Genomic DNA, 22,243 nt, shown 5'->3' with positions numbered 1-22,243 from the left:
TTCGGACCGGATGCGTTCAGACATTTTTTGACAAAATTTTTCCCAAGCCGCTATTCAGACAAGGCTCGCCACCGCCCGAAGAGGCTGATAAGACCGTTTCAATCTCGAAGGACCGGCACAAAGACTTCCTCGTGCTTGCCGTCAATGAAATCGGCCTTCCGAACACGGGCTTACCCTTCACCCAAGGTGGCGAGTCTGGAAAAGTTTTTGATCCGGAAGGATTCACAGTTTTTCCGGGCCAAAATGCGGGAATGGGACAAGCGTGGTCTGACTCCTTATGTGGCCTACGAAGTATTTCGAGCCAAGTCTCTAAACGTGGTGGCAGAAGAGGGGAAAGAGGTGGCTCCTTCTCTTAAGGTGGGGGCTGCCGCGAACCTGCCCGTGGAAGTTGAGGGGAGCGTGGTTTATAAAAAGATCACGGGCAAAGAATTGACGGTGTCTGGCGACCGCTATGTGGCCTTTGCGGTCAAAACCGCTCGACTGATGCCTGGCACAACCGACGATGCGGTGGTGGTGGACCGCACGCAATTCGTGAAACCCAAAGAATGGGGCATTAAATCCGCCGGCACCGACGACCAATACGCCACTCCCCTGACCGAAGGCTTTGCCCCGGTGAGACTGCAATCCGGGCTTCCTCCTGATTTTTAAATCGTAGGGATGGTATCGCCTCCCAATGAGTTCTATATCGTGATAGATTTCCCTCCTTATAGATTGTGATTCCAAATAATTTCCCAAGCATTCCTGTCTTTGAGGTGAGCCAGTATAGATTACCTTGTAATATGGAATTCCCTGTCGTCTCTATTTCTTCCATTCTCCGACTCCTGCCGTCCGGTCCCAGAGGCGAACGCTCCCATCAACAGGCGGGCCCTGTTTGAGCACAGCGAGTTGGCCCGCCCTCCCGAGACCTGCGTTCGTCTCATCCGATGCGGCCGGACGGGGCGTCAATGGTTTTGGGGCCTTTTGCCGAAACAAAAGGGCCTCGGCTGCCGGGCCGAAACCCGGCATCTTTCGTATATTCACATCATTCCCAGTAAGTAAGGTGTGGGTGGAAGCAGGCATGGCTTTGCTCCGAACACACCGGAAGTTTTTTGGAATGACTATAAACATCAAAATGTACCATTCACCCTCACCCCGTCCGTCCGTTTGCTCCTCCTCGGACCAAGCCTTGTAAGGGCGAGGGATTTCTGAAACGTCTTCATTGAAAGTAAAAACGCTATAAATTCTTTCTTTGGGTTGCATTGCCCGCCTATCATGCCATCTCTCGAACGTCATTTTTCTTGACAGATGATGGGTTTCTTCCCTATTGTCTTGGGTTTGCTTAAAATGGTGTATTTTCCATTGGATCCCTTTTCATGTTTACAACGCTGACAGAGAAAATCGAAAAAGTTTTCAAGCAGTTACGCGGCCAGGCCGTTCTAACTGAAGAGAACATTAACGATGCCTTGAAAGAGGTGCGCCTGGCCCTGCTGGAAGCCGACGTCAATTTCAAGATCGTAAAGGATTTCATTGAGAACGTTCGGATAAAGGCCGTTGGTCAGGAAATCCTGAAAAGTCTCACACCCGCCCATCAAGTCGTGAAAGTGGTCTGGGAGGAGATGCGGGACCTTCTCGGACATGAACAAAGCGCCCTTCATCTCTCGTCACAACCCCCTACCGTCATCATGATGGTCGGATTGCAAGGCTCAGGAAAGACCACCACTACCGGGAAACTCGCCAATTATTTTAAAACTGAAGGCAAGCGGGTCTTGTTGGTCGCAGCCGATCCCCGTCGCCCTGCCGCAGGAGATCAGCTGGCCTCGCTGGGAACTGACCTGGATATTCCAGTCCATCGTGGGACAAACGAAGGTCAACCTGGCGCCCAGGCCCTACAAACCTGTCTGGATGGAGTCGCCCGTGGACGGGAACACGGATATGATGTGGTGCTCTTGGATACCGGCGGTCGATTGCAGATCGATGAAGAATTGATGCAGGAATTGGTTGATATCCAGACAGGGGTTCAACCACAGGAAGTTTTGTTAATCGCCGACTCCATGACCGGCCAGGAAGCGGTTTCTGTCGCCGAACGCTTTAACCAGACCCTCGGTCTCACTGGCGTCATTTTAACGAAAGTCGAGGGCGATGCCCGCGGCGGAGCAGTGCTCTCGATCCGCGCGGCGACAGGCAAACCTATTAAATTCCTCGGTATCGGGGAAAAGCTTGATGCATTAGAGCCCTTTTATCCCGACCGGATGGCCTCCCGTATTCTCGGCATGGGTGATGTGCTGACCTTGATTGAGAAAGCCCAGGAGAGCTTTTCGCAAGAACAAGCGGTCGCATTGCAAAAAAAGGTGTCGAGTAATACTCTCACGTTGGAAGATTTTCGTGATCAGATCAAACAGGTGAATAAATTAGGGTCATTCGATCAAATTCTAGACATGCTCCCAGGCGGGCAAAAAATTAAAACGATGATGGGTTCCGGCGCTGCCGGGAATGCTCAAGTGCCCGAAAAAGAAATGAAACGGGTTGTGGCCATTATCGATTCGATGACCCCGCGGGAAAGACGGGATCATACGATTTTAAATGGGAATCGCAAGAAGCGTGTGGCCAAAGGCAGCGGAACATCCGTTCCAGAGGTCAATCGGCTCATTAAGCAATTTTTGGATGCCCGACGCATGATGAAGTCCCTGGTCGGAGGGCAAATGGGGATGGGAAAAGGAAAAAAGCGCGGGAAGCTGATCCGCCGGGCTATCCATGCCCGGTAAGAATTTAAAGTCTCCTGAGTTTTTTCATTCATTCATATTCACGATAGAGGAGATTGCCAGTGGCAGTACATTTGCGACTTACACGCGTGGGCCGGCATAAACGGCCATTTTATCGAGTAGTGGCAGCCGATGCCCGCATGCCGCGAGACGGTCGGTTCCTTGAGGTCATTGGGACCTATGACCCCCTCAAGGAAAGCGATAAGGCGTCATTTAAAGAAGATCGGGTGTTAAATTGGCTTCAAAATGGGGCTCAACCCACTGATTCCGTCAGGGGATTATTACGACAAACCGGTATCTTGAAGGCCTTTCGGGAATCCAAGCAAGTCCCAGCAAAATAGTCTCGGCATATCAGGGTAATGGGAGAGATGTTGCCCTGTGGCATCCAGCAAAGAGTCTTTTGGGGATGCGACAGGACTTTTGGCTAAATTATGGATGTTCCTGAGCCATCACAGTCTTCCATGGTGACCATTGGCCGAATTCTCAAACCGTTCGGCGTCCGTGGGGAAGTCCGTATTGAATCGCTGTCGGACGTTCCTGGGCGGTTTGAAGGATTAGAGACGGTGACACTGGCCCTTCCAGATGGGAGGTCACTGGAAACCCTGGTCACCTCGGTTCGGCAAATCAACCAGGGGGTGATTTTAGGACTTTCAGCGTTTTCGACACCGGAAACCGCTGCCCTGTACCGAGGGGCCTGGATTAAGATTCCAGAAAACCATAACCTTCCCAGGGACACGGATACGTTTTATCAGTTTGAATTAATCGGTCTCAGGGTTGAGGATGCAGAGGGACAATCCTTAGGAACATTAGAAGAAGTGTTGGAATATCCCCAACATCATGTGTTTGTGATTCGAAATGAGGATCGTGAAATTCTGGTCCCTGCCAGTCGGCGAACCATTGCCATGGTAGATATCCCCGGTAAGGTTTTACGGTTAACCTCACGTGAATGGTGGGATGCCACGTATGCGTTGTGATGTTTTGACATTGTTTCCTGAGTTGATTCACTCTGTGAGTTCACAGAGCATCATGAAACGCGCCCGGGATAAGGGGTTGCTCACGCTCAACGTTCACAACCTTCGAGACTATACCGATAATCCGCATCGGACCGCCGATGATACGCCCTATGGCGGCGGCGGCGGGATGGTCATGAAGGCCGAACCGATTTTTCAAGCCATTGACCGGATAACAGAGGACCTGGATGACATACGCATCATTATCCCTTCGCCACAGGGCATCCGGTTTTCTCATGGCCTCGCGCACGATTTCAGCCAGGATACTCGCCCGTTGCTATTTATTTGTGGGCACTATGAGGGAATTGACGAACGGGTGCGGACACATTTACGGGTTGAAGAAATCTCCCTTGGGGATTATGTGCTGACAGGTGGTGAATTGGCTGCACTCGTGATGATTGATGCGGCCATGCGTCTCATACCTGGAGTACTTGGTGATCCACATTCGGCTCAACGAGAGTCTTTTGTGGAATCCCTATTAGATTTTCCTCATTTCACCAAACCTGTTGAAATTCGAGGGATGTCGGTTCCCGACATTTTACTGTCCGGCAACCATGAAGCGGTTCGCCGCTGGCGCCGGAAGGAATCGTTACGTCAGACGCTGCTGAAACGGCCAGACTTATTAGACCATCATACTTGGAGCAGTGAAGATCGTCAGTTATTGGAAGAGATTGAACACAACTATACCTCGACGTCCGGTCGTACGACGAGACCTTGAAGGAGGGAGACTCTCATGAATCTGTTGGAGCGTTTAGAGCAATCGTTAGCACAGGGAACTGTGCCGTTTTTTGAAATAGGTGACACGGTCAGAGTCAAAGTGCGCGTCGTCGAAGAACGGCAATACGGAAAAAAGAAGGAAGAGGCCAAAGAACGCATTCAGGTGTTTGAAGGACTCGTGATCGCCCGCAAAGGCCGTAAAGTGTGTGAGAATTTTACCGTTCGAAAGATTTCATTTGGCGTCGGAGTTGAGCGAATTTTTCCCCTTCACTCTCCTAATCTGGCTGGCATCGAAGTGATCAGAAAAGGTCAAGTCCGGCGGGCAAAGCTCTATTACCTTCGAGACAAAAAAGGTAAAGCCGCTAAAATTTCAGAACGGGAGTTTTCGCGTTCACCCAAAACCGTGAAAAATGCTGCGGCAGTGGAGGTCCCTGAGTCCGGTGAATCGAAACCCACGGAAGTAGCGGAATAACGCAGGAGAAAGGGCTCACCTTTCATTGCCAACCGACTCTCCCTCATTGACGGGTGCGGGTCCGACAGACTTTTTTGAACAAGCGGCCAGAGCTCGTGGATATCGGCGTATTGCAGGGCTGGATGAGGCTGGCCGCGGTCCTTTGGCCGGGCCGGTGGTCGCCGCAATAGTGATCCTTCCCCGTCGTTGGGCACCGGTCCTTCTCGACGACTCCAAGCTGCTGGCTGAACAACAACGCGAGGTCTTATATGAGGCCATTACCACCAGGGCCATCGCTTGGGCCATTGGACTGGCATCAGAGCAGGAGATTGACGAACTGAACATCCTGGGCGCCACACGATTGGCCTGCTGCCGGGCTCTCACCCGCTTGGCCATTACCCCTGATTATCTCCTCCTTGATGCCCTGCACCTCCCTACCGTTTCTGTCCCTCAACGACCGGTCATCAAGGGCGACCTGCTTTCCCGATCGATTGCCGCTGCATCCATCCTGGCCAAAGTATCCAGAGATCGCATGATGATCACCTACCACGAACGCTTTCCTCAGTATCAATTTCACCTCCACAAAGGGTATCCCACACAGGAACATCTCCGACGATTACATCAGTACGGCCCTTGCCCTGGACATCGACGAAGCTTCCGACCTGTCCAAGCCTGTCTGAATGTGTCCTCGCTCACATGACGACGCCCTCTCAGCAGTTTGGGCGATCAGCGGAAGAATTAGCAGAGGAATGGCTTCGAAAAAAAGGGTACCGGATTCTTGAGCGAAATCTGCGAGTAGGTGGCGGAGAATTGGATCTCATTGCACGACACCATGACACACTCGTGTTTATTGAGGTCAAGGGACGACGAACCGATCAATTCGGGGGCGCCCCCTATGCCATTGATGCACGCAAAAAACGCCAAATCATTAAATTGGCGTCGTATTACCTTTCTCAACATGGTCTCAGCAACCAAGTTTGCCGGTTTGATGTTATCCTGATTACAGGAACCACCCAGGGTTCTCCGAAATTAACTCACCTGGAACAGGCTTTTGAGGTTTCCAGCTCCGACTGGCAATGGTAAATTAAAGAGATTGGCCTCCACACAAGGTCCAATTCCTGAAGATAAACGGTCGACAGCTACTTCAGGTTGTTTACTTACACCAAAGAACCAGGGTCCGGTTTGATCTAGATCATAAGCCATGTGTAGTCCCAGGCAATGACATAGCATGATTCAATTATTCCACGTCACCAAATACTACGATGGCTGCCTTGCGCTCTCAGATATTTCCCTGCGAATCGAAAAAGGCGAATGTGTGTTACTCACAGGGCCAAGCGGAGCCGGCAAATCCACCTTACTCAAGCTTATTTTTGGAGCAGAACACCCTGATGAAGGCCAAATCCTCGTCCAAAATCGCAACATTGCCAGGCTCGGAGGATCCGATATCCCCTACCATCGACGAACCATGGGGTATGTTCTTCAGGACTTCAAGCTGCTCCCACAGCGGACGGTCTCCGAAAATGTGGCTCTCCCACTCATTATTCGTGGCTTGTCATCCTTCGAATCACGACGAAAGGTCCTGGAAGCCCTTCGTGCGGTTGGCATGGACCATAAACTCAGCACTATTGCCTCTGTGCTCTCTGCCGGAGAGCAGCAACGCGTGTGTATCGCCCGCGCGATTGTGAACAGTCCCATCATTCTTTTGGCAGACGAACCGACAGGCAATTTAGATCCCCAACTGACCACCGAAATTGCGGCATTATTTAAAGCTATTAATACCCGTGGAACAACCGTCATGATGGCCACGCACAATCGACAGGTTGTGGAGCAATTGAATGGCAGAATCCTCCGACTGGATTGCGGACATCTCGTATCCGATCAAGGAGCCTATACGTGAAACGGCTCTGGTATTTTATCCGTGAAGCCTATACCAGCCTCCGCACGCATCAGACCAGCACGCTGATTGGCATTCTCACCACGGCGTTCACGCTGACCAGCTTTGGCATCTTTCTCCTCCTCTATCATAACGTCCATAATCTGTTGGGACAGGTTCAACACACTATTCAGATCATCGTCTATCCCAAGAGTGACATTGAATCTGGCAAGCTTCGTGACTTACAACAGGGCCTCAAAACTGATCCAACCGTGGACTCCCTCACCTTTATTTCAAAGCAAGACGCGTTAACGGAATTCAAAGAACAATTTCCCGAAGAAGTCTATCTCCTGGAAGGCCTTGGCGAGAGCCCGTTTCCCGCATCATTGGTCTTGACCATGGCCGCCAAGACTCCAACCACAGATATGATTGCCAATCTGGTCAATCGGCTCGAACATCATCCCGATATCGATCGCGTTCGGTATAATCGAGATTGGATCGAGCGCCTGACGCTCATCATCGCCTATATGGAGTTCGGCGCATTAGTGGTTGGGAGCATTTTGGCCTTAGCGTCCGTCACCATCATTGCGATTACCGTGCAACTGGCTTTTCATACCAGACAGCAGGAAATTGAAATTTTGCGGTTAATCGGGGCAACGAGTCTTTTTATTAGTATTCCCTATCTCATCGAAGGAGCCATCTTAGGAGCTGCCGGAGCCGGTATGGCCTTAGGATTCTTACGTGGCGGGTTTGAACTGTTCACGCATAAGACCCAGGGATTGAGCGTGTTTGGGGGATTTTCCTCCGCATTGGAGTTTTTCCCTCTTCCCCTTTCACTCATTTTGATTGCAGGAGGCATCCTATTAGGGTGCCTGGGGACCCTGACCACCATCTATGGATCGTTGCGATTTCGCCTATGAGACCGGTTAGACTAATTTTCCACACAGGAGTGCCCGCAATCGGACTGTCCCTTCTCTTGGTCCAAGCTGGTTGGGGCGCTGACCCCTCAACCATCAAAAATGAAATCAGTCAGGAACGCCTGCGGTTGGAGAAGCTCAATCAGGAAATTGCCGAAACACAAAAAGAAACAAAGCGGATTGAGAAAAAACATGGGTCGGTCTTGAAAACGATTGATAAAATGGATCGACAGCTCTACGACCATAAGAAAGAACGCAATCGCATCAATGAACAGATTAAGGTGACAGACCAGGAGTTGGGGAACCTGAGTACGAAGATTGCCGAAGGGGAGCAAGACGTTCACACTCGACAATCCTCCATTTCCGCCAGACTTCGGTTATTATATGTGGAGGGACGCACCGGATATTTAAAAACGCTCTTCGCAGCCGAATCCTTTACCGAAGCCTCACACCGGATGGATTATCTTTCCTGGGTTGCCCAACGGGAGCATCAACTTGTCCGACAATTTCAGGAAGACCTCTCGAATCTCCAACAGCTCAAGGAACAACAGACCGCAGCTCGCGAGGATCTCCTCCGCTTCCAGGGAGAAACCCAACAAACCATCAAAAAAGTTTCAGGCCTCAAACGTCAAAAACGCTCCGTCCTGGCCAGTCTTTCCAAAGAAAAGGACGCACATGAACGGATGGTTGAAGACCTTCAGCGATCAGCTGAACAGGTGGATAGTCTTCTCAAAGAATTGGACCAACGCTTCCAATTGGCTCAATCCCGGATGCGCCAACCACCTGGAGCTCTCCCATCTCTTGGGTCTCTCCTCTGGCCGGTTGAAGGAAAAGTGGTTTCGTATTTTGGTCGGCAAAAACATCCCACGTTTGATACCTTTGTGACAAAAAAGGGCATAGAAATCAGCGCGCAGGAAGGGAGTCCGATTCGCGCCGTCTCATCGGGAAACGTCGTCTATGCCGACTGGCTCAAGGGATACGGTCTGGTTATCATCGTCGACCATACCAATGGCTTTTATTCTCTCTACGCCCATGCCTCAAAGCTCTTAGTGGCTGAAGGCCACTCCGTCAAAAACGGGCAAGTCATTGGTGAAACAGGCGAAACAGGCGTCACACAAGAAGACACCCTGTATTTTGAATTGCGTAAAGGCACCACCCCCATCGATCCCCTGAAATGGCTGGTCAAGCAGCCTTAATTGAACAATTGGAAGAAGGAACGCCTCATGTCACATGAAAGATTATCGACGGTAGTGATTTCTGGTTTGACCTTAACCGCCATCCTTTTGGTGGGGATTGTAATTGGAAAAGGAGGAGACCGGGCGGGATATGCCAGCGAACCCTACGAGGAATTGCAAGTCTTCGCTGAAGTGCTTTCGCAAGTCAAAAAGCATTATGTGGAAGAAACCCAAACCAAGGACCTTGTCCAGGGTGCCCTCCGAGGCATGCTGGCCGGACTGGATCCACATTCATCTTTTATGACTCCGGATATGTTCAAAGAGATGCAGGTTGAAACGAAGGGAGAGTTTGGAGGACTTGGCATCCAAATCGGCGTAAAAAACAATCGCCTGACCGTGATCTCTCCCATTGAGGATACGCCGGCCTTTGAAGCCGGCATCCAACCCGGCGACACCATCATCAAAGTTGACGACAAGCCGACAAAAGATCTCACTCTCATGGAAGCCGTTCAACACATGCGAGGCGCCCGAGGCACATCTGTGGAATTAACCATTGAACGTGAGGGACTGGAAAAACCACTGATCTTCAACCTTAAACGCGATATCATTAAAATTCAAAGCGTTCGCTCCAAGCTGCTGGAAGGCAACCTTGGATACGTTCGATTGAGCCAATTTCAAGAAGCGACAGTCGAGGATCTTTCCACGGAATTGGAAAAACTCGTTTCCAAAAACATTCAGGGCTTGATTCTCGATCTACGAAATAATCCCGGTGGTCTGTTGACCGCTGCTGTGGGTGTCTCCGAACAATTCCTGGAATCCGGCCGCCTCGTCGTCTCAATACAAGGACGCAACGGCAAGAAGGATGAATACCGCGCACGGACAGGTAGTAAGAATTATCAATATCCGATGATTGTGTTGGTCAACCACGGTTCTGCCAGCGCATCGGAAATTGTGGCGGCAGCCATGCAGGATTGGGGTAAAGCCGTCGTTATTGGCACCACAACATTCGGAAAGGGGTCTGTCCAAACCATTCTTCCTCTCTCCGATGGATCAGGCCTTCGGCTTACCACGGCGAAATACTTTACGCCAAACGGCAAGTCGATTCATTCTATCGGGGTGCAACCCGACATTGTCATTGATCCGAAACCCGTGCAGTTGGCGAAACAGGAATCCATGGAAGAGAAAAAAGACGAGAGCGCTGTGGAGGCTCCTGCACCCTCTCCGACCAAACCTCCATCCCCCCAGGCTCCACAGGACCAAGCCCAGCCCATTCCTCCAGATGACCTTCAGTTACTGAAGGCTGTAGAAATGTTGAAATCATGGAAAGTTTTCAAGCAGTTAAAACCGGCCGCATAATGCGGCCGTCAAAAGATGTTGAAAAAATTAGAAGTCGAGGACAATTGCCGTATTCGTTTTCATGACGCCATCAATACTTCGAAGACGAACCATGATGAGGTCGTTCAGCTCCTCTAACGTTTCGGCTTCCACATGGGCAATTAAATCAAACGGACCTGTCACCGGATAGACAGATTTCACACCTTGAATGCGTGTAAGTGTTTTATACGCACTCTTGGTGTGGGTCCCTGTCGTGTCAATCAAAACAAATGCAGAAATTGCCATTACCTAACCATCCTTCTGAGGTGAATGCCTGATATGTTTCCATATCCCTTTCGTGTTCCTTGGTGAGGCGAATTGCGTGCATCGGGAACCATGGGAGAAGCTTCTTCCTCTTACTTTCCCTGGTTATGACTCCTGACAGAGAGCTCGTTTCTTCTGAATGGCAGTCAAGATTTCCTCACCACGAGTCCCTAAACCTGGAAGGGTTTGCAGTAAATGCGATTGAGCCAAGGCTTCCAGATCTTCCCAGGTTGTGATGCCCAATCGAAAAACCAGATCGTGGACCGTTGGTTCCGAAAATCCCGGCAGATTGACCCAATCCAGAACTGAATCAGGAAGAGGAGTTTTTAATTCTTCGTACGCACGGATACGCCCCGTGGATAGGAATTCCTGGATTTTAATGGATAATTCCTTGCCAATACCGGGAATGGTTTGGAGTTCGCCACGATTCGCCAACTCTGTCACATCCTCTTGGAGGCTCTTCAGCGAATCAGCAGCCCGGCGATAGGCTTTGACCTTGTAAGGATTTTCACCTCTCGAGGCCAACAAACCTGCCATCGACAAGAATAAAGCCATGAGATCCTGATTGATATTTTTCTCCATGACGACCGCCTCAGTGAAACAAGCTTGTTCCCTCACGCCTCATAAGTCCACTGTGTACAAAATTCATTTTATGTCAGATGTGGTCTTTAAAACCAGGTCATGAAATTAAGCCTTCATTGGCTCACAAGACCCACCTCCTACCTTCTGCACTCTCGGTCTTTTCATTGACAAGAATTTCTCAAGTCCCGTAGGATGGATCCCTGCATGGCCGGAATCCACTGGACATTGCGTTCTTACCTATACGCATGAAAATAGTCGTGAATGGAGAGCAACGCGAGGCCGAGGATCCTTTGACGGTCGCACAGCTTCTGGAAACACTTCATCTCCGTTCCGACCAAGTCGCAGTAGAAATCAACCTGACAATATTAGACCGCGGAGATTTCCTCAACTGGAATCTCCACGATGGGGACAAGGTTGAAATATTAAGCTTTATTGGAGGCGGCTCTCACACATGAGGGGATTGAAGGGGAAGAGATGAATCAGGATCCGTTAATCATTGCCGGTCGAACATTCCGCTCCCGGCTCTGGGTCGGAACAGGAAAATATCAAAACTTTGAGGAAACCCGAAAAGCCATTGAAGCTTCCGGGGCTGATGTGGTGACGGTTGCCGTTCGCCGCGTCAACATTACCGATAATAAATCAGAAAATTTACTGGACTACCTTGATCCAAAAAAATATACCATTTTACCCAACACGGCAGGATGTTATACCGTTGAAGATGCCGTTCGTTATTCACGACTGGCCCGTGCTGCGGGAGTTTCAGATTTAGTGAAACTAGAGGTGATTGGAGATGAACGTACGCTATTTCCTGATACGGCAGGACTCATTGAAGCCGCAAAAATTTTGATTGCCGAAGGCTTTGTGGTATTGCCGTATACCAATGACGACCCTATTGTCGCCAAAAAGTTAGCCGATATTGGATGCCCTGCCGTGATGCCACTCGCCGCACCGATCGGTTCAGGGCTAGGTATTCGCAATCCGTATAATCTCAAAATCATTATGGAAACGGTCAATGTACCCGTCATCGTTGACGCCGGAGTTGGCACCGCTTCTGACGCAGCCCTGGCCATGGAATACGGAGCCGATGCCGTGTTAATGAACACGGCTATTGCCGGAGCCAAAGATCCGTTGATGATGGCCACGGCCATGCGGTATGCCGTTGACGCCGGACGACTGGCTTACAAGGCGGGAAGAATTCCCAGGAAATTATATGCAACGGCCAGCAGCCCTATCGAGGGGATGTTGTAACCCATATTAGGAATGACCTCGCGCATTCTTCCCAGACTCTACCTTCTGACCGACCGGCATCAAACTCTTCATCGTCCCCTCTCTTCCGTGATTACTGAAGCGGTAGACGCCGGAGTCCGGATGGTGCAAATCCGCGAAAAAGATCTGAAGACCCGAGATCTGACTTCCCTCTGCCAGCAGCTCATCCCTCCCATCAAACACCAACAAGGAATCGTCTTATTGAATGATCGCATCGACCTGGTCCTTGCCCTGGGAGCCGACGGCGTGCATCTTCGGACAGACAGTCTCCCCGTTTCCGTAGCTCGTCGACTATTAGAAACCGGACCCCTCATCGGCGTCTCAACGCATTCCGTGGAGGAAGCCCGAGTAGCGGAAGCGGAAGGGGCCGACTTCATCGTGCTTGGTCCCATTTTTGATACGCCTTCAAAACGAGCATATGGGCCACCCTTAGGAATACAGATTCTTCAAGAAGCCAGCCGATCCATCCACTTGCCCATCTATGCCATCGGAGGAATTACCCCAATCAGAATTCCTGACGTCTTATCATCAGGGGCTTACGGAGTCGCCGTCATTTCCTCCATTCTTCAATCCCTCTCCATTCCAGAGATCACTCGGGAACTACTTGCACGATTATCCTGAATTGTCAACTTATTTAGGCAGTCACAACGCCCGTGTTCGGTTGACCCTAATTTTTTTTGGGTGGTAAGATCTTTCCAGAGAAGGAAAGTACGGATCTCCCTATTACCACTTAACCACGGGACAAGTCGGGTGATTTTTTCAGAGCAAGATATGTTCTTTCGGTTTCATTAGAAACTTCGAATCAGATAGGATTTAACCATGGGAATCCGAAAAACAGACGACCATACACGTGAGATTGAAAAGTTACGAACCGAGATTGAGTCCATGGAACTCGAAATGCAGCAACTGCATGAATCTCGACAGAAGCTGCACCTTTCTCAGCAGAAAAACGAGCAGTTGGTTTCTACCCTGCACGAAGCCAAAGCACAAATCGAAGCGCTTCGAAAAGAAGTCGACAAACTCACGGCGCCTCCTTCAACTTTTGCATTCTTCTATAACACCAATCCCGACGGGACCGTGAATGTCTCTCTGGGCGGCAGAAAGCTACGAGTCAACCTTCATCCCTCTATTCCGCCAGAATCACTGAAGAAAGGCCAAGAGGTCATTTTGAACGAAGGTCTGAACGTAATAGAGGCACGCGGGTATGATCCACAGGGCGAAATCGCCCATCTCAAACATCTCCTGGACGATGGGCGGGCAGTCGTCAGCCTTCGCCTAGACGACGAGCGAGTGGTGGAAATCTCTGATTTACTGAAACAACAGAACCTGAGTGTCGGCGACCACCTCCTCTTTGAACCACGATCCGGATACCTCATCGAAAAACTTCCCAAAGGTGAAATGGAGGAACTCGTCATCGAGGAAGTTCCAGATATTCAGTATGACCAAATTGGTGGGTTAACCAAAGAACTGGAGCAGGTAAAAGACGCTGTTGAATTGCCGTTTCTGTATCCTGAGCTATTTGCGGAACACCGCTTATCACCCCCCAAAGGTCTTCTTTTGTATGGACCGCCGGGATGCGGGAAGACCTTGATTGCCAAAGCTGTCGCAAATTCCATCGCAAAAAAACTCGGGCACCTTAAGGGCAAAGACGTTCGCAGTTACTTCCTCCACATAAAAGGACCCGAGTTATTGAACAAATATGTCGGCGAATCCGAACGGCAAATTCGGGAAGTGTTTGCGAAAGCGAAGGAGAAGGCATCACATGGCAATCCGGTCATCGTCTTTTTTGATGAGATGGATGCCTTGTTCCGAACTAGAGGGACGGGTATTTCCTCGGACATGGAATCGACCATCGTTCCCCAATTCTTATCCGAAATTGATGGAGTAGAAAGCCTTCGAGACGTCATCGTCATCGGTGCCAGTAACCGGCAAGACCTCATTGATCCGGCGGTTTTGAGACCGGGGCGTCTGGATATCAAAATTAAGATTCCCAGACCCGACAAACAGAGTGCAAAGGATATCCTCGGAAAATACCTGACCTCAGACTTACCCCTTTCGGAAGCTGAATTGACCCAACATGGCTCAGATCGATCGACGTTTATCAATCATCTTATCGAGACCACCGTGGAGACAATGTATGCCTTGACGGAAGAAAATCAATTTTTAGAAGTCACCTATGCCAATGGGGAAAAGGAAACGGTGTACTTCAAAGATTTTGCCAGTGGCGCGTTGATCGAAAGTGTGGTCTCCCGTGCGAAAAAACTGGCCATCAAGCGCGCAATTTCCGGCGAAGCCAAAGGCCTCAAACCCGAGGACTTTCTGCGGGGCATTCGTGAAGAATTCAAAGAACAGGAAGATTTACCCAACACCACTCACCCCGATGATTGGGCAAAAATAGCAGGCAAAAAAGGCGAAAAAATTGTTCATGTGCGCACTTTATGCACCGATGAGGATTCAGAGCCTCGAGAAATAGAAACCATCAGCGTGGGTCATTACTTTTAACCATATCTAGCTGCTCTCCATGAGGTCTCCTTGCTGCGAATTCTTGGAACAGAAACTGAATTCGGGATTATTTCTCGCTCCCCAGCGTACCCGGACCCCGTAGCGAATTCCCTTCGATTAATCAGTCACTGTCCCCATCTCCCCGCTCCCACCGCTCTATGGGATTACGAAAACGAAAACCCCTTCTTGGATGCCCGAGGTTTTCCGGTCGAAGGCGAACCCGAACGACCAAGCGCCACCTATAACCGTCAACTCAATAAAGTCTTGCCGAATGCCGGTCGTCTCTACGTCGATGGGGCTCACCCGGAATATTCCACCCCCGAATGTAGCAATCCCCGTGAGGTGGTGGCCTATGAACGTGCCGGGGATCACATTGTGGCTGAATGTCTGGCCCGTCTGAACCACAGTATGGAAGAGGAAAACTTTCTGGTCTACCGCAACAACTCAGACGGAAAAGGCAACAGCTTCGGATACCACGAAAATTATATTTTGTCCCGCCGGATCCCATTCGAACAGGTAGCCAACGTCCTACTCCCCTTCTTTGTTTCACGCCCCATCTTTTGTGGCGCAGGGAAAGTCGGAGCAGAAAACGGGACAGATCCTGTTTCCTATCAAATCTCACAGCGGGCAGATTTTTTTGAATGTCTTCTGGATCTTAATACCATGGTTCACCGCCCCATCATTAATACCCGGGATGAACCCCATGCCCATCAAACCGACTACCGACGGCTTCACGTCATCGTGGGTGATGCCAATATGTCCGAAGTATCCACCTTCTTAAAAGTCGGCACGACGGCTATTATCATGGAAATGCTGGAACAGCGAGGCTCCCTCCCTCATATTGAATTAACCGACCCCGTCAAGGCCATCAAGTCGGTATCACGAGATCTGACCGTGAAAACTTCGCTTCCGTTACAGAATGGGCAACACACCACTGCCGTCGCTATTCAGCGTGCATTTTTGCAATCAGCCCATGACTTTTATCGAACCAGGGAGGTCTCCCCAATTACCAAAGAGGTGCTTGTCCGCTGGGAATCCACCCTGGATATCTTAGAGCGGGATCCCTTCGAGCTTCGGCGGGAAGTAGATTGGGTCGCCAAGCACGCATTGATTCAATCCTACATGGATCGCAAACACTGCTCCTGGAAAGATCCCAGAGTCGCTATGATGGACTTACAGTATCACGACGTGCGACCAACCAAAGGGCTGTACTATACTCTGGAGCGAACTGGCCAAATAGAACGTCTGACTCTTGATCAGGAAGTCGAACGGGCTCGCCAGACTGCACCGGCTTTCACACGGGCTTTTTTTCGAGGTCAATGCTTAAAACATCTGGCAGGCCAGGTGTACGGCATGAGCTGGACGTCCGTCCTCCTTCATTCGGGAAATTCCACTATTAAGCGTATTCCACTGATGGATCCTTATCGAGGCACCCAACAGCTCACGCAAGAATTGTTTAGGGACATTACCTCCGTGGATCAGTTATTATCCCGACTCGTGAAGTCCTGAATGAACCGGAAAACCCAATCGGCAAGGTACCCTTGAGGTCACATGAATTCTAAAGACAGCCCCTTTCCAAACTTTTCAGCTGACCCGTGTTCCAGTTTTTACCAATACCTCACCTCACAACGACCCGAATTTCTCCCCATGGCGCGGTGGGAAAGCTTACTCCCCCAACAAGGCCAACCAGACGCATCGTTGATGTCCTCCAATCATTTCCCCTGGCCACACGGCACAACAGTTCTCGCCTTCACCTATGATAATGGCGTCCTCATCGCCGGAGACCGTCGCGCAACCGAAGGATTTCAAATCGCCGCGAATCGAATGGAAAAGGTCTTTCAAACCGATGGCTATTCCGCCATGGCCATTGCCGGAGCCGCAGGACCCTGCGTGGAAATGGCCAAACTCTTCCGAATCGAGTTGGAACATTATGAAAAACTCGACGGACAACCTTTAACGTGCGAAGGAAAAGCCAACAGACTTGGGCATATGGTAAAGGCCAATTTCCCCATGGTCTTGCATGGCCTCGTAGTGATTCCCCTATTTGTCGGGTATGACCACAAACGGGAGGTGGGGCGCCTCTTCAAATATGACATTACCGGAGGGCGGTACGAGGACACGGAATTTCATGCAGTCGGCTCAGGCGGAAAAGATGCTCGATCGACCCTTAAAGAATATTTCCGGAAAAATTTATCAGAAAGCGACGCGGTCAAAGTGGCTCTTCGAGCCCTAATCAATGCCGCAGATGAGGATGTCGGGACCGGGGGACCGGACCTGATCCGACGAATCTTCCCGACCGTCAAATTAGTTGATCCCCAGGGAGTTCGGGATGTGGAAGACACCCAATTGGCGGCATTGTGCGAAGCATTAGTGAACCAGAAACAGGAGACTTAAACAGTGGCCCTGCCCTATTACGTTTCACCCGAACAAATGATGCAGGACCGGGCGGAGTATGCCAAGAAAGGCATTGCCAAAGGTCGATCGATCATCGCCATGGAGTATTCGAATGGGGTGCTGTTTGTCGCCGATAACCCCAGCGCCTCTCTGTTTAAAATTTCTGAGATCTATGACAGCATCGCATTTTCCGGTGCGGGGAGATACAGCGAATTTGAGAATCTCCGGAAAGCCGGCATTCAACATGCGGACGTCAAAGGCATGATGTATAGTCGCGAAGATGTGACGGCACGATCCCTGGCCAATGGCTATTCACAAATACTCGGCACGCTCTTTAGCCAGGAAATGAAACCTTACGAAGTGGAACTACTCTTGGCTCAAGTCGGCGAAACGCCTGAGCGCAATGAATTATACCGCATCTCTTTCGACGGAAGTATTGTTGATGAACGAAGATTCACCGCCATTGGGGGACGATCTGAAACGATCTTGGCCCTGCTCAAAAAAGAAATCCCTCAAACCTGTCCGTCTCTCAAAGAAGCCCTGACACTCTGTCAACATGCCTTTGAACAGGGGGCTGATCCACGATCAAATCTAGAAGGCTTAGAAGTCGCACTCCTGGACCGCACTCGAATAGGCAGAAGGTTTCGCCGGGTCCCCATCATCGAAGCTTCTCAAATTCTGTTGTAACACTTCTGGCGTTCCTCCCTCTCACTCAGTTGATCATTAATTATTCTGGGTGTATTCTGAGTATGGGATCCATGCCCATATTTTCAATCAAGATCCATTTTCAAAACCCGGAAAGGGAAAGAGAGATACGCTGAAGAAGCCCTATCGAGCAAGACCGGACTCAAGGAGAATGACTATTGATTGGCGAGTAGGTCCTTTATGCGAGAAGGGGGCGGCCGGTGAAGGGCAGGGCACCATAAGACTTCAGGAAGCCTCTGGAGAGAAACGGGCCGGATATGATGAAACGCATTGTTGGCCTTGAGAGTGAATACGGCCTGACATTTTCGCCGAATGGACGAGTCTACCTCCCGATTGAAAAAATCCTCGGATATATTTTCGAGGGACTCATCCCCAATAGCTGGCCATCCAATGCCTTCCTCACCAATGGGGCGCGGTTTTACCAGGACACGGGCTGCCATCCAGAATACTCCACTCCCGAATGCGACGATCTGCTTGATCTGATCATCCACGACAAAGCCGGTGAGCGGATTTTGGAAAGTTGTCTGCCCATTGCCGAAGAGCGCTTGCGCGAAGAAGGACTGTCCGGCGAGATTTTCATCTTCAAGAACAATACGGATTCCCTCGGCAACACGTATGGCTGCCATGAAAATTTCCTCATGCGCCGGGATGTAGATTTCTGGAAAGTCAGCGAACAACTCATCCCATTTTTCGTCACTCGTCAAATTTTTTCGGGAGCCGGGAAAATACTAAAAGTATCCGGGAAATCTCAATATTTCATCTCCCAACGTGCGCAACATATCCATGAAAAAACCTCTTCTTCTACGACGTCTTCCAGAAGCATTATCAACACACGCGACGAGCCTCATGCTGATGCCGAGAAATACCGACGACTTCATATCATTCTCGGCGATTCCAATATGTCTGAGTTTTCCACCTACTTAAAGGTGGGGACAGCCATGATCGTCCTCTCAATGATCGAAGACGGTTTTTCCATTCCTCATATTGAGTTAGAAGAACCTGTTAAAGCGATTCGAGATATTTCTCGGGATCCCAACCTGAAAAAAACGGTCAAGCTTGAAGATGGGAGCAGCCTGACCGCATTGGAGATTCAGCAAACATTCTGGGAACGAGCCGGTGAATATTTAGCCTTGCAACCTCCCAACAAAATCATGGCAGAGGTGCATTATGAATGGGGTCGAGTGTTGAAGGCGCTGAATACCTCACCCATGTCACTCGTCCGCGAAATCGACTGGATCACCAAACAATGGCTTCTCGAAAATTACATGGCCAAAAAATCTTGCGGATGGGATGACCCCCGTTTAGGCATGATGGATTTGCAGTATCATGACATTAACCGACAACGGAGCCTGTTTCATCTTTTAGCTGAACGTAATCACATTCGAAAAATGATCGATGAGGACGCGATTGAACAGGCCAAAACGATTCCTCCTCAAACCACCCGCGCAAAAGTACGAGGAGATTTCATCAGATTTGCCCGTGCAAAAAATCGGTCGTATACTGTGGATTGGACTTATCTCAAACTGAACGGGTACTGGGAAGAAACCATCCTCTGCATGGATCCCTTTTGTCCTTTTAATCGGCGTGTAGAAGAATTGCTCAGCCAAGTTCCTCATAATCGGCTCTACCCCTGATGAGCACATCGACCCCACCCCTTCCTTCGGATTCCTGGAAAATCCTGTTTGTCGTTTGCCTGCTGCTGGCCAGTATTTTCCCTATTCAGATCGTTCCCAGTGCGGAACGGAACAGACCGGGTGCCAATGGACATGTCAGCGGAAAACAGGGCCAAGTCCTCTGGATCAACGTTCCGATATCCCAACCTCAGGCCAAAGTGAGTGGTCAATTTCTCAAACGGAAGATTCCCTTTTTCCCACATGGCGATGCAAATTTTGCGGGCATTGTGGGAATCGATATGGAAGATCCATCGGGGATACAGGAATTAAGTATTACGGTCAATTCCGATACCGGGTCAGACCATCTCAGCTACTCGGTCCTCATCCTCAAAGAAGACTATACAATCCAACACCTGACCCTGCCGAAAAATACAGTGGATCTTGACGCTAAAACATTAAAACGCGTCCAACAAGAAAAAAGAGAATTAACAGAGGCCTTTCAAAATGTTGGGGCAAGTCCTTTATGGGATGGTCCTTTTCTTGAGCCTGTGAATGGGAAAGTCACTGGAGTGTTTGGGAGTCGTCGAGTCATTAATGGTCAGTCCCGAAACCCTCATTCAGGAGAAGATATCGCAGCACCAAAAGGCACTCCGGTCCAAGCCATTAACAAAGGTATCGTCGTGAAAACAGTCGATCACTTCTTCTCTGGAAAGGGTGTGGTTCTGGATCATGGGGTAGGGTTGTTTTCCATGTACTTTCATCTCTCAGAGATTGACGTCACCACGGGCCAAACGATTCAAAAAGGAGAAGCCTTAGGCAAAGTCGGATCCAGCGGAAGAGCCACGGGCCCCCATCTCCATTGGGGCATTCACTTAAATGGCTCTCGAATTAATCCATACTCATTGACCGCTCTCCCTATTACAAACTAATGAAAGGACTCTGGCACTTTGGAGATTCCTCGGCTTCTCCTGACTCCGCATGAACCGTCTCTTTTTCTCATAACCACCAGACTGATTGCGATTACCGGAAAATAAGCACTCCGTCCCATGCGATATATTTGTGTCTTCTGCGGCTCCCGCCTCGGACACCAACCAGCATTTACCGACATGGCTCAGCGTTTGGGTCATGCGCTTGTCCAACAGGGAATGGGGTTGGTCTACGGTGGAGGGAATATTGGGCTGATGGGCGTGCTGGCCTCAACCGTACTACAGGAGGGCGGGACCGTTATTGGAGTCATTCCCAAGCATCTGGCGGAGAAGGAGCTCCTACATCAGGATCTCACAGCTACGCATATCGTGAACACCATGCATGAACGAAAAACCCTTATGGCAGATCTGTCAGCGGGATTCATCACCTTACCCGGTGGATTTGGAACATTGGAAGAATGTTGCGAAATGGTGACCTGGGCACAATTAAAACTTCACTACAAACCCTGTGGACTTCTGAATTGCTTTGGCTTTTTTGATGGTCTGTTGAGATTTTTTGATCATCAAGTCCAAGAAGGGTTTCTCATCCAGGCAAACAGGAGGTTACTCCTTGAAGCCTCGACTCCTGAAGCCCTGCTGCCCCTCGTCTTAAGTCGACTCGAACCTGATGTCCGCTAACATGGTGCCGCTCAATAGGCCGAGGGCCTGGAAAGCGGACGATTCGACTGGAGTTCCATAGCCCGAAGATTATCAAACGAAAAACTCCCGTCCCCAATAGCCACTATTCCCAGCTGACCCTTTTTGAATGATTGATCAGCCACGCTCATTACCAGATGGTTATCAAAAGAGATTTCGGTAAATTCCTTGCTGACAAGAGTATTTCGTTGAACTCGGAGAAAGTGCCAATCAGCAGATCGAGGAATCAGGGATTCCCTGCCTAATTCGGTTGGTTCTCCATTCTTAACCACATAGACCACAACCTCGTTCGTTCTAGGTTCAACAACCGCGGCATAGAAGTTCTTGTCATCTTGGACCCCATATACCAATCCAGCTCTTCCAGTCGGAGTTCCCAAATTGAGCTTTATCCTGACTGAGAGATCCACATATTCAGCCACCGCGCCTTCGGCAATCAGTAACTGGTAACACCAAACCTCACTACACTGTAAACGTTGTTCCACCAGATGGGGACGACTGGGGGCAGAAGGATCTTCTTTGACTACCCATTCTCCTTTTCCCGAAGATCCACCGACCGCCTTCGTAAAGCCATCGGGTAAGTCACTTAAAGCCGATTGATCAAAATTCCATTCCTGAAAAAGAGGTGGAGTAGTTTTATGAAATGGCTTAGGAAGCTCATGGGTTTGCTCTTCGGAATATCCCACGGAAGGCGCCATCACCAGACAACCCAAGGCCATCACCAACACCAGCGCTCGATAGCCAAATGATTCCATAATCCTTTGACCCGACAATAGACTTGACAGAAATGTCTTCACAAATGGACTCAAAACCTCGTGTTTCATAACCATCCTTACCCTAAAATGACGTGAATATTAAATAGACGGGAATGCATCGCGCTTACGATGATACGCATTCTCACCGGAAGTCCACAACCCCTGAGTGGCACCCCACATACATCCCAATCACGGCACCGAAATTCGACCTCCCATAGAGGACTATTGGCTCAGGTACTCTGAGGAAAATTTATCACCCCATTCATTCCCAGCAAGACCATCGAAAAG

At 49.9% G+C, this 22,243-nt stretch carries 26 protein-coding genes; 22 read left to right on the top strand and 4 right to left on the bottom strand.

Translation table 11 applies throughout. The features are described from left to right. Positions 1-144: 144 nt before the first annotated feature. On the top strand, positions 145-648 hold the full coding sequence (locus AAH187_RS12615) for a hypothetical protein (protein WP_342348817.1): 504 nt from the start codon (positions 145-147) through the stop codon (positions 646-648). 150 nt (positions 649-798) lie between these two features. Here AAH187_RS12615 and AAH187_RS12610 read toward each other — a convergent pair whose 3' ends face one another. Further along, on the bottom strand, positions 799-1,059 hold the full coding sequence (locus AAH187_RS12610) for a hypothetical protein (RefSeq protein ID WP_342348816.1): 261 nt from the start codon (positions 1,057-1,059) through the stop codon (positions 799-801). Positions 1,060-1,352: 293 nt separating this feature from the next. On the opposite strand from AAH187_RS12610, the gene ffh reads away from it, so the two are divergent. From ffh to AAH187_RS12555, 11 genes are all read left to right on the top strand, one after another. Then, positions 1,353-2,741: a signal recognition particle protein gene (gene ffh, locus AAH187_RS12605; RefSeq protein WP_342348815.1), complete on the top strand. Its 1,389-nt coding sequence runs from the start codon at positions 1,353-1,355 to the stop codon at positions 2,739-2,741. A gap of 59 nt (positions 2,742-2,800) precedes the next feature. Beyond that, positions 2,801-3,079, top strand: a complete 279-nt coding sequence (gene rpsP / locus AAH187_RS12600) for a 30S ribosomal protein S16 (RefSeq protein WP_342348814.1) — start codon at positions 2,801-2,803, stop codon at positions 3,077-3,079. 90 nt (positions 3,080-3,169) lie between these two features. Further along, positions 3,170-3,712: a ribosome maturation factor RimM gene (rimM, locus tag AAH187_RS12595; RefSeq protein WP_342348813.1), complete on the top strand. Its 543-nt coding sequence runs from the start codon at positions 3,170-3,172 to the stop codon at positions 3,710-3,712. Further along, on the top strand, positions 3,702-4,466 hold the full coding sequence (gene trmD / locus AAH187_RS12590) for a tRNA (guanosine(37)-N1)-methyltransferase TrmD (protein ID WP_342348812.1): 765 nt from the start codon (positions 3,702-3,704) through the stop codon (positions 4,464-4,466). Before rimM ends, trmD begins: the two co-directional genes overlap by 11 nt. A 15-nt stretch (positions 4,467-4,481) precedes the next feature. Further along, entirely contained in the window at positions 4,482-4,937 is a 456-nt protein-coding gene (gene rplS / locus AAH187_RS12585) for a 50S ribosomal protein L19 (protein ID WP_342348811.1), read from the top strand. 25 nt (positions 4,938-4,962) lie between these two features. Then, positions 4,963-5,616 (top strand): ribonuclease HII, encoded by a 654-nt coding sequence (locus AAH187_RS12580; protein WP_342348810.1) that lies wholly within the window; start codon positions 4,963-4,965, stop codon positions 5,614-5,616. Beyond that, a complete protein-coding gene (locus AAH187_RS12575; RefSeq protein WP_342348809.1) occupies positions 5,613-5,999 on the top strand; it encodes a YraN family protein in 387 nt (128 codons plus the stop codon). Before AAH187_RS12580 ends, AAH187_RS12575 begins: the two co-directional genes overlap by 4 nt. Before the next feature lie 145 nt (positions 6,000-6,144). Further along, positions 6,145-6,813, top strand: a complete 669-nt coding sequence (ftsE, locus tag AAH187_RS12570; protein WP_342348808.1) for a cell division ATP-binding protein FtsE — start codon at positions 6,145-6,147, stop codon at positions 6,811-6,813. Next, on the top strand, positions 6,810-7,709 hold the full coding sequence (locus AAH187_RS12565) for a permease-like cell division protein FtsX (RefSeq protein WP_342348807.1): 900 nt from the start codon (positions 6,810-6,812) through the stop codon (positions 7,707-7,709). Before ftsE ends, AAH187_RS12565 begins: the two co-directional genes overlap by 4 nt. Continuing rightward, positions 7,706-8,902 carry a peptidoglycan DD-metalloendopeptidase family protein gene (locus AAH187_RS12560; RefSeq protein WP_342348806.1) on the top strand — a complete coding sequence of 399 codons (1,197 nt, stop codon included), beginning with the start codon at positions 7,706-7,708 and terminating at the stop codon, positions 8,900-8,902. The genes AAH187_RS12565 and AAH187_RS12560 overlap by 4 nt, the downstream gene beginning before the upstream one ends. Before the next feature lie 27 nt (positions 8,903-8,929). Beyond that, entirely contained in the window at positions 8,930-10,237 is a 1,308-nt protein-coding gene (locus AAH187_RS12555; RefSeq protein ID WP_342348805.1) for a S41 family peptidase, read from the top strand. A gap of 27 nt (positions 10,238-10,264) precedes the next feature. On the opposite strand, the gene AAH187_RS12550 is transcribed toward AAH187_RS12555, so the two are convergent. After that, complete coding sequence (locus AAH187_RS12550; RefSeq protein WP_342348804.1) at positions 10,265-10,501, bottom strand: Lrp/AsnC ligand binding domain-containing protein; 237 nt, start codon at positions 10,499-10,501, stop codon at positions 10,265-10,267. Positions 10,502-10,624: 123 nt separating this feature from the next. Next, positions 10,625-11,101 (bottom strand): histidinol-phosphatase, encoded by a 477-nt coding sequence (locus AAH187_RS12545; protein WP_342348803.1) that lies wholly within the window; start codon positions 11,099-11,101, stop codon positions 10,625-10,627. 245 nt (positions 11,102-11,346) lie between these two features. Here AAH187_RS12545 and thiS point away from each other — a divergent pair, with 245 nt between their 5' ends. The 10 genes from thiS to AAH187_RS12495 all read left to right on the top strand — a co-directional run bounded on the left by thiS (position 11,347) and on the right by AAH187_RS12495 (position 21,185). Further along, positions 11,347-11,556, top strand: coding sequence for a sulfur carrier protein ThiS (gene thiS / locus AAH187_RS12540; protein WP_342348802.1), 210 nt, complete (start codon positions 11,347-11,349; stop codon positions 11,554-11,556). A gap of 19 nt (positions 11,557-11,575) precedes the next feature. Continuing rightward, a complete protein-coding gene (locus tag AAH187_RS12535; RefSeq protein WP_342348801.1) occupies positions 11,576-12,349 on the top strand; it encodes a thiazole synthase in 774 nt (257 codons plus the stop codon). Between the two features lie 12 nt (positions 12,350-12,361). Continuing rightward, positions 12,362-12,988, top strand: a complete 627-nt coding sequence (gene thiE / locus AAH187_RS12530) for a thiamine phosphate synthase (RefSeq protein WP_342348800.1) — start codon at positions 12,362-12,364, stop codon at positions 12,986-12,988. A 198-nt stretch (positions 12,989-13,186) separates the two neighbouring features. After that, complete coding sequence (gene arc, locus AAH187_RS12525; protein ID WP_342348799.1) at positions 13,187-14,869, top strand: proteasome ATPase; 1,683 nt, start codon at positions 13,187-13,189, stop codon at positions 14,867-14,869. Positions 14,870-14,899: 30 nt separating this feature from the next. Next, a complete protein-coding gene (gene dop / locus AAH187_RS12520; RefSeq protein WP_342348798.1) occupies positions 14,900-16,378 on the top strand; it encodes a depupylase/deamidase Dop in 1,479 nt (492 codons plus the stop codon). A 42-nt stretch (positions 16,379-16,420) separates the two neighbouring features. Next, positions 16,421-17,263, top strand: a complete 843-nt coding sequence (gene prcB, locus AAH187_RS12515) for a proteasome subunit beta (protein WP_342348797.1) — start codon at positions 16,421-16,423, stop codon at positions 17,261-17,263. A gap of 3 nt (positions 17,264-17,266) precedes the next feature. Next, the gene (gene prcA, locus AAH187_RS12510) at positions 17,267-17,950 is read left to right on the top strand and encodes a proteasome subunit alpha (protein WP_342348796.1); all 684 of its coding nucleotides are present in this window, start codon (positions 17,267-17,269) and stop codon (positions 17,948-17,950) included. A gap of 275 nt (positions 17,951-18,225) precedes the next feature. Further along, on the top strand, positions 18,226-19,602 hold the full coding sequence (pafA, locus tag AAH187_RS12505; protein ID WP_342348795.1) for a Pup--protein ligase: 1,377 nt from the start codon (positions 18,226-18,228) through the stop codon (positions 19,600-19,602). Continuing rightward, positions 19,602-20,510, top strand: coding sequence for a M23 family metallopeptidase (locus AAH187_RS12500; RefSeq protein WP_342348794.1), 909 nt, complete (start codon positions 19,602-19,604; stop codon positions 20,508-20,510). Before pafA ends, AAH187_RS12500 begins: the two co-directional genes overlap by 1 nt. A gap of 117 nt (positions 20,511-20,627) precedes the next feature. Further along, on the top strand, positions 20,628-21,185 hold the full coding sequence (locus AAH187_RS12495; RefSeq protein WP_342348793.1) for a TIGR00730 family Rossman fold protein: 558 nt from the start codon (positions 20,628-20,630) through the stop codon (positions 21,183-21,185). A gap of 11 nt (positions 21,186-21,196) precedes the next feature. Here AAH187_RS12495 and AAH187_RS12490 read toward each other — a convergent pair whose 3' ends face one another. Further along, positions 21,197-22,024 (bottom strand): hypothetical protein, encoded by an 828-nt coding sequence (locus tag AAH187_RS12490; protein ID WP_342348792.1) that lies wholly within the window; start codon positions 22,022-22,024, stop codon positions 21,197-21,199. Between the last annotated feature and the right edge of the window lie 219 nt (positions 22,025-22,243).

Origin of the sequence: uncultured Nitrospira sp. (assembly GCA_902500695.1) — a bacterium.
GTDB lineage: Bacteria > Nitrospirota > Nitrospiria > Nitrospirales > UBA8639 > Nitrospira_E.
The sequence above is the reverse complement of the archived record's forward strand: the minus strand, read 5'-3'. Positions and strand labels throughout refer to the sequence as shown.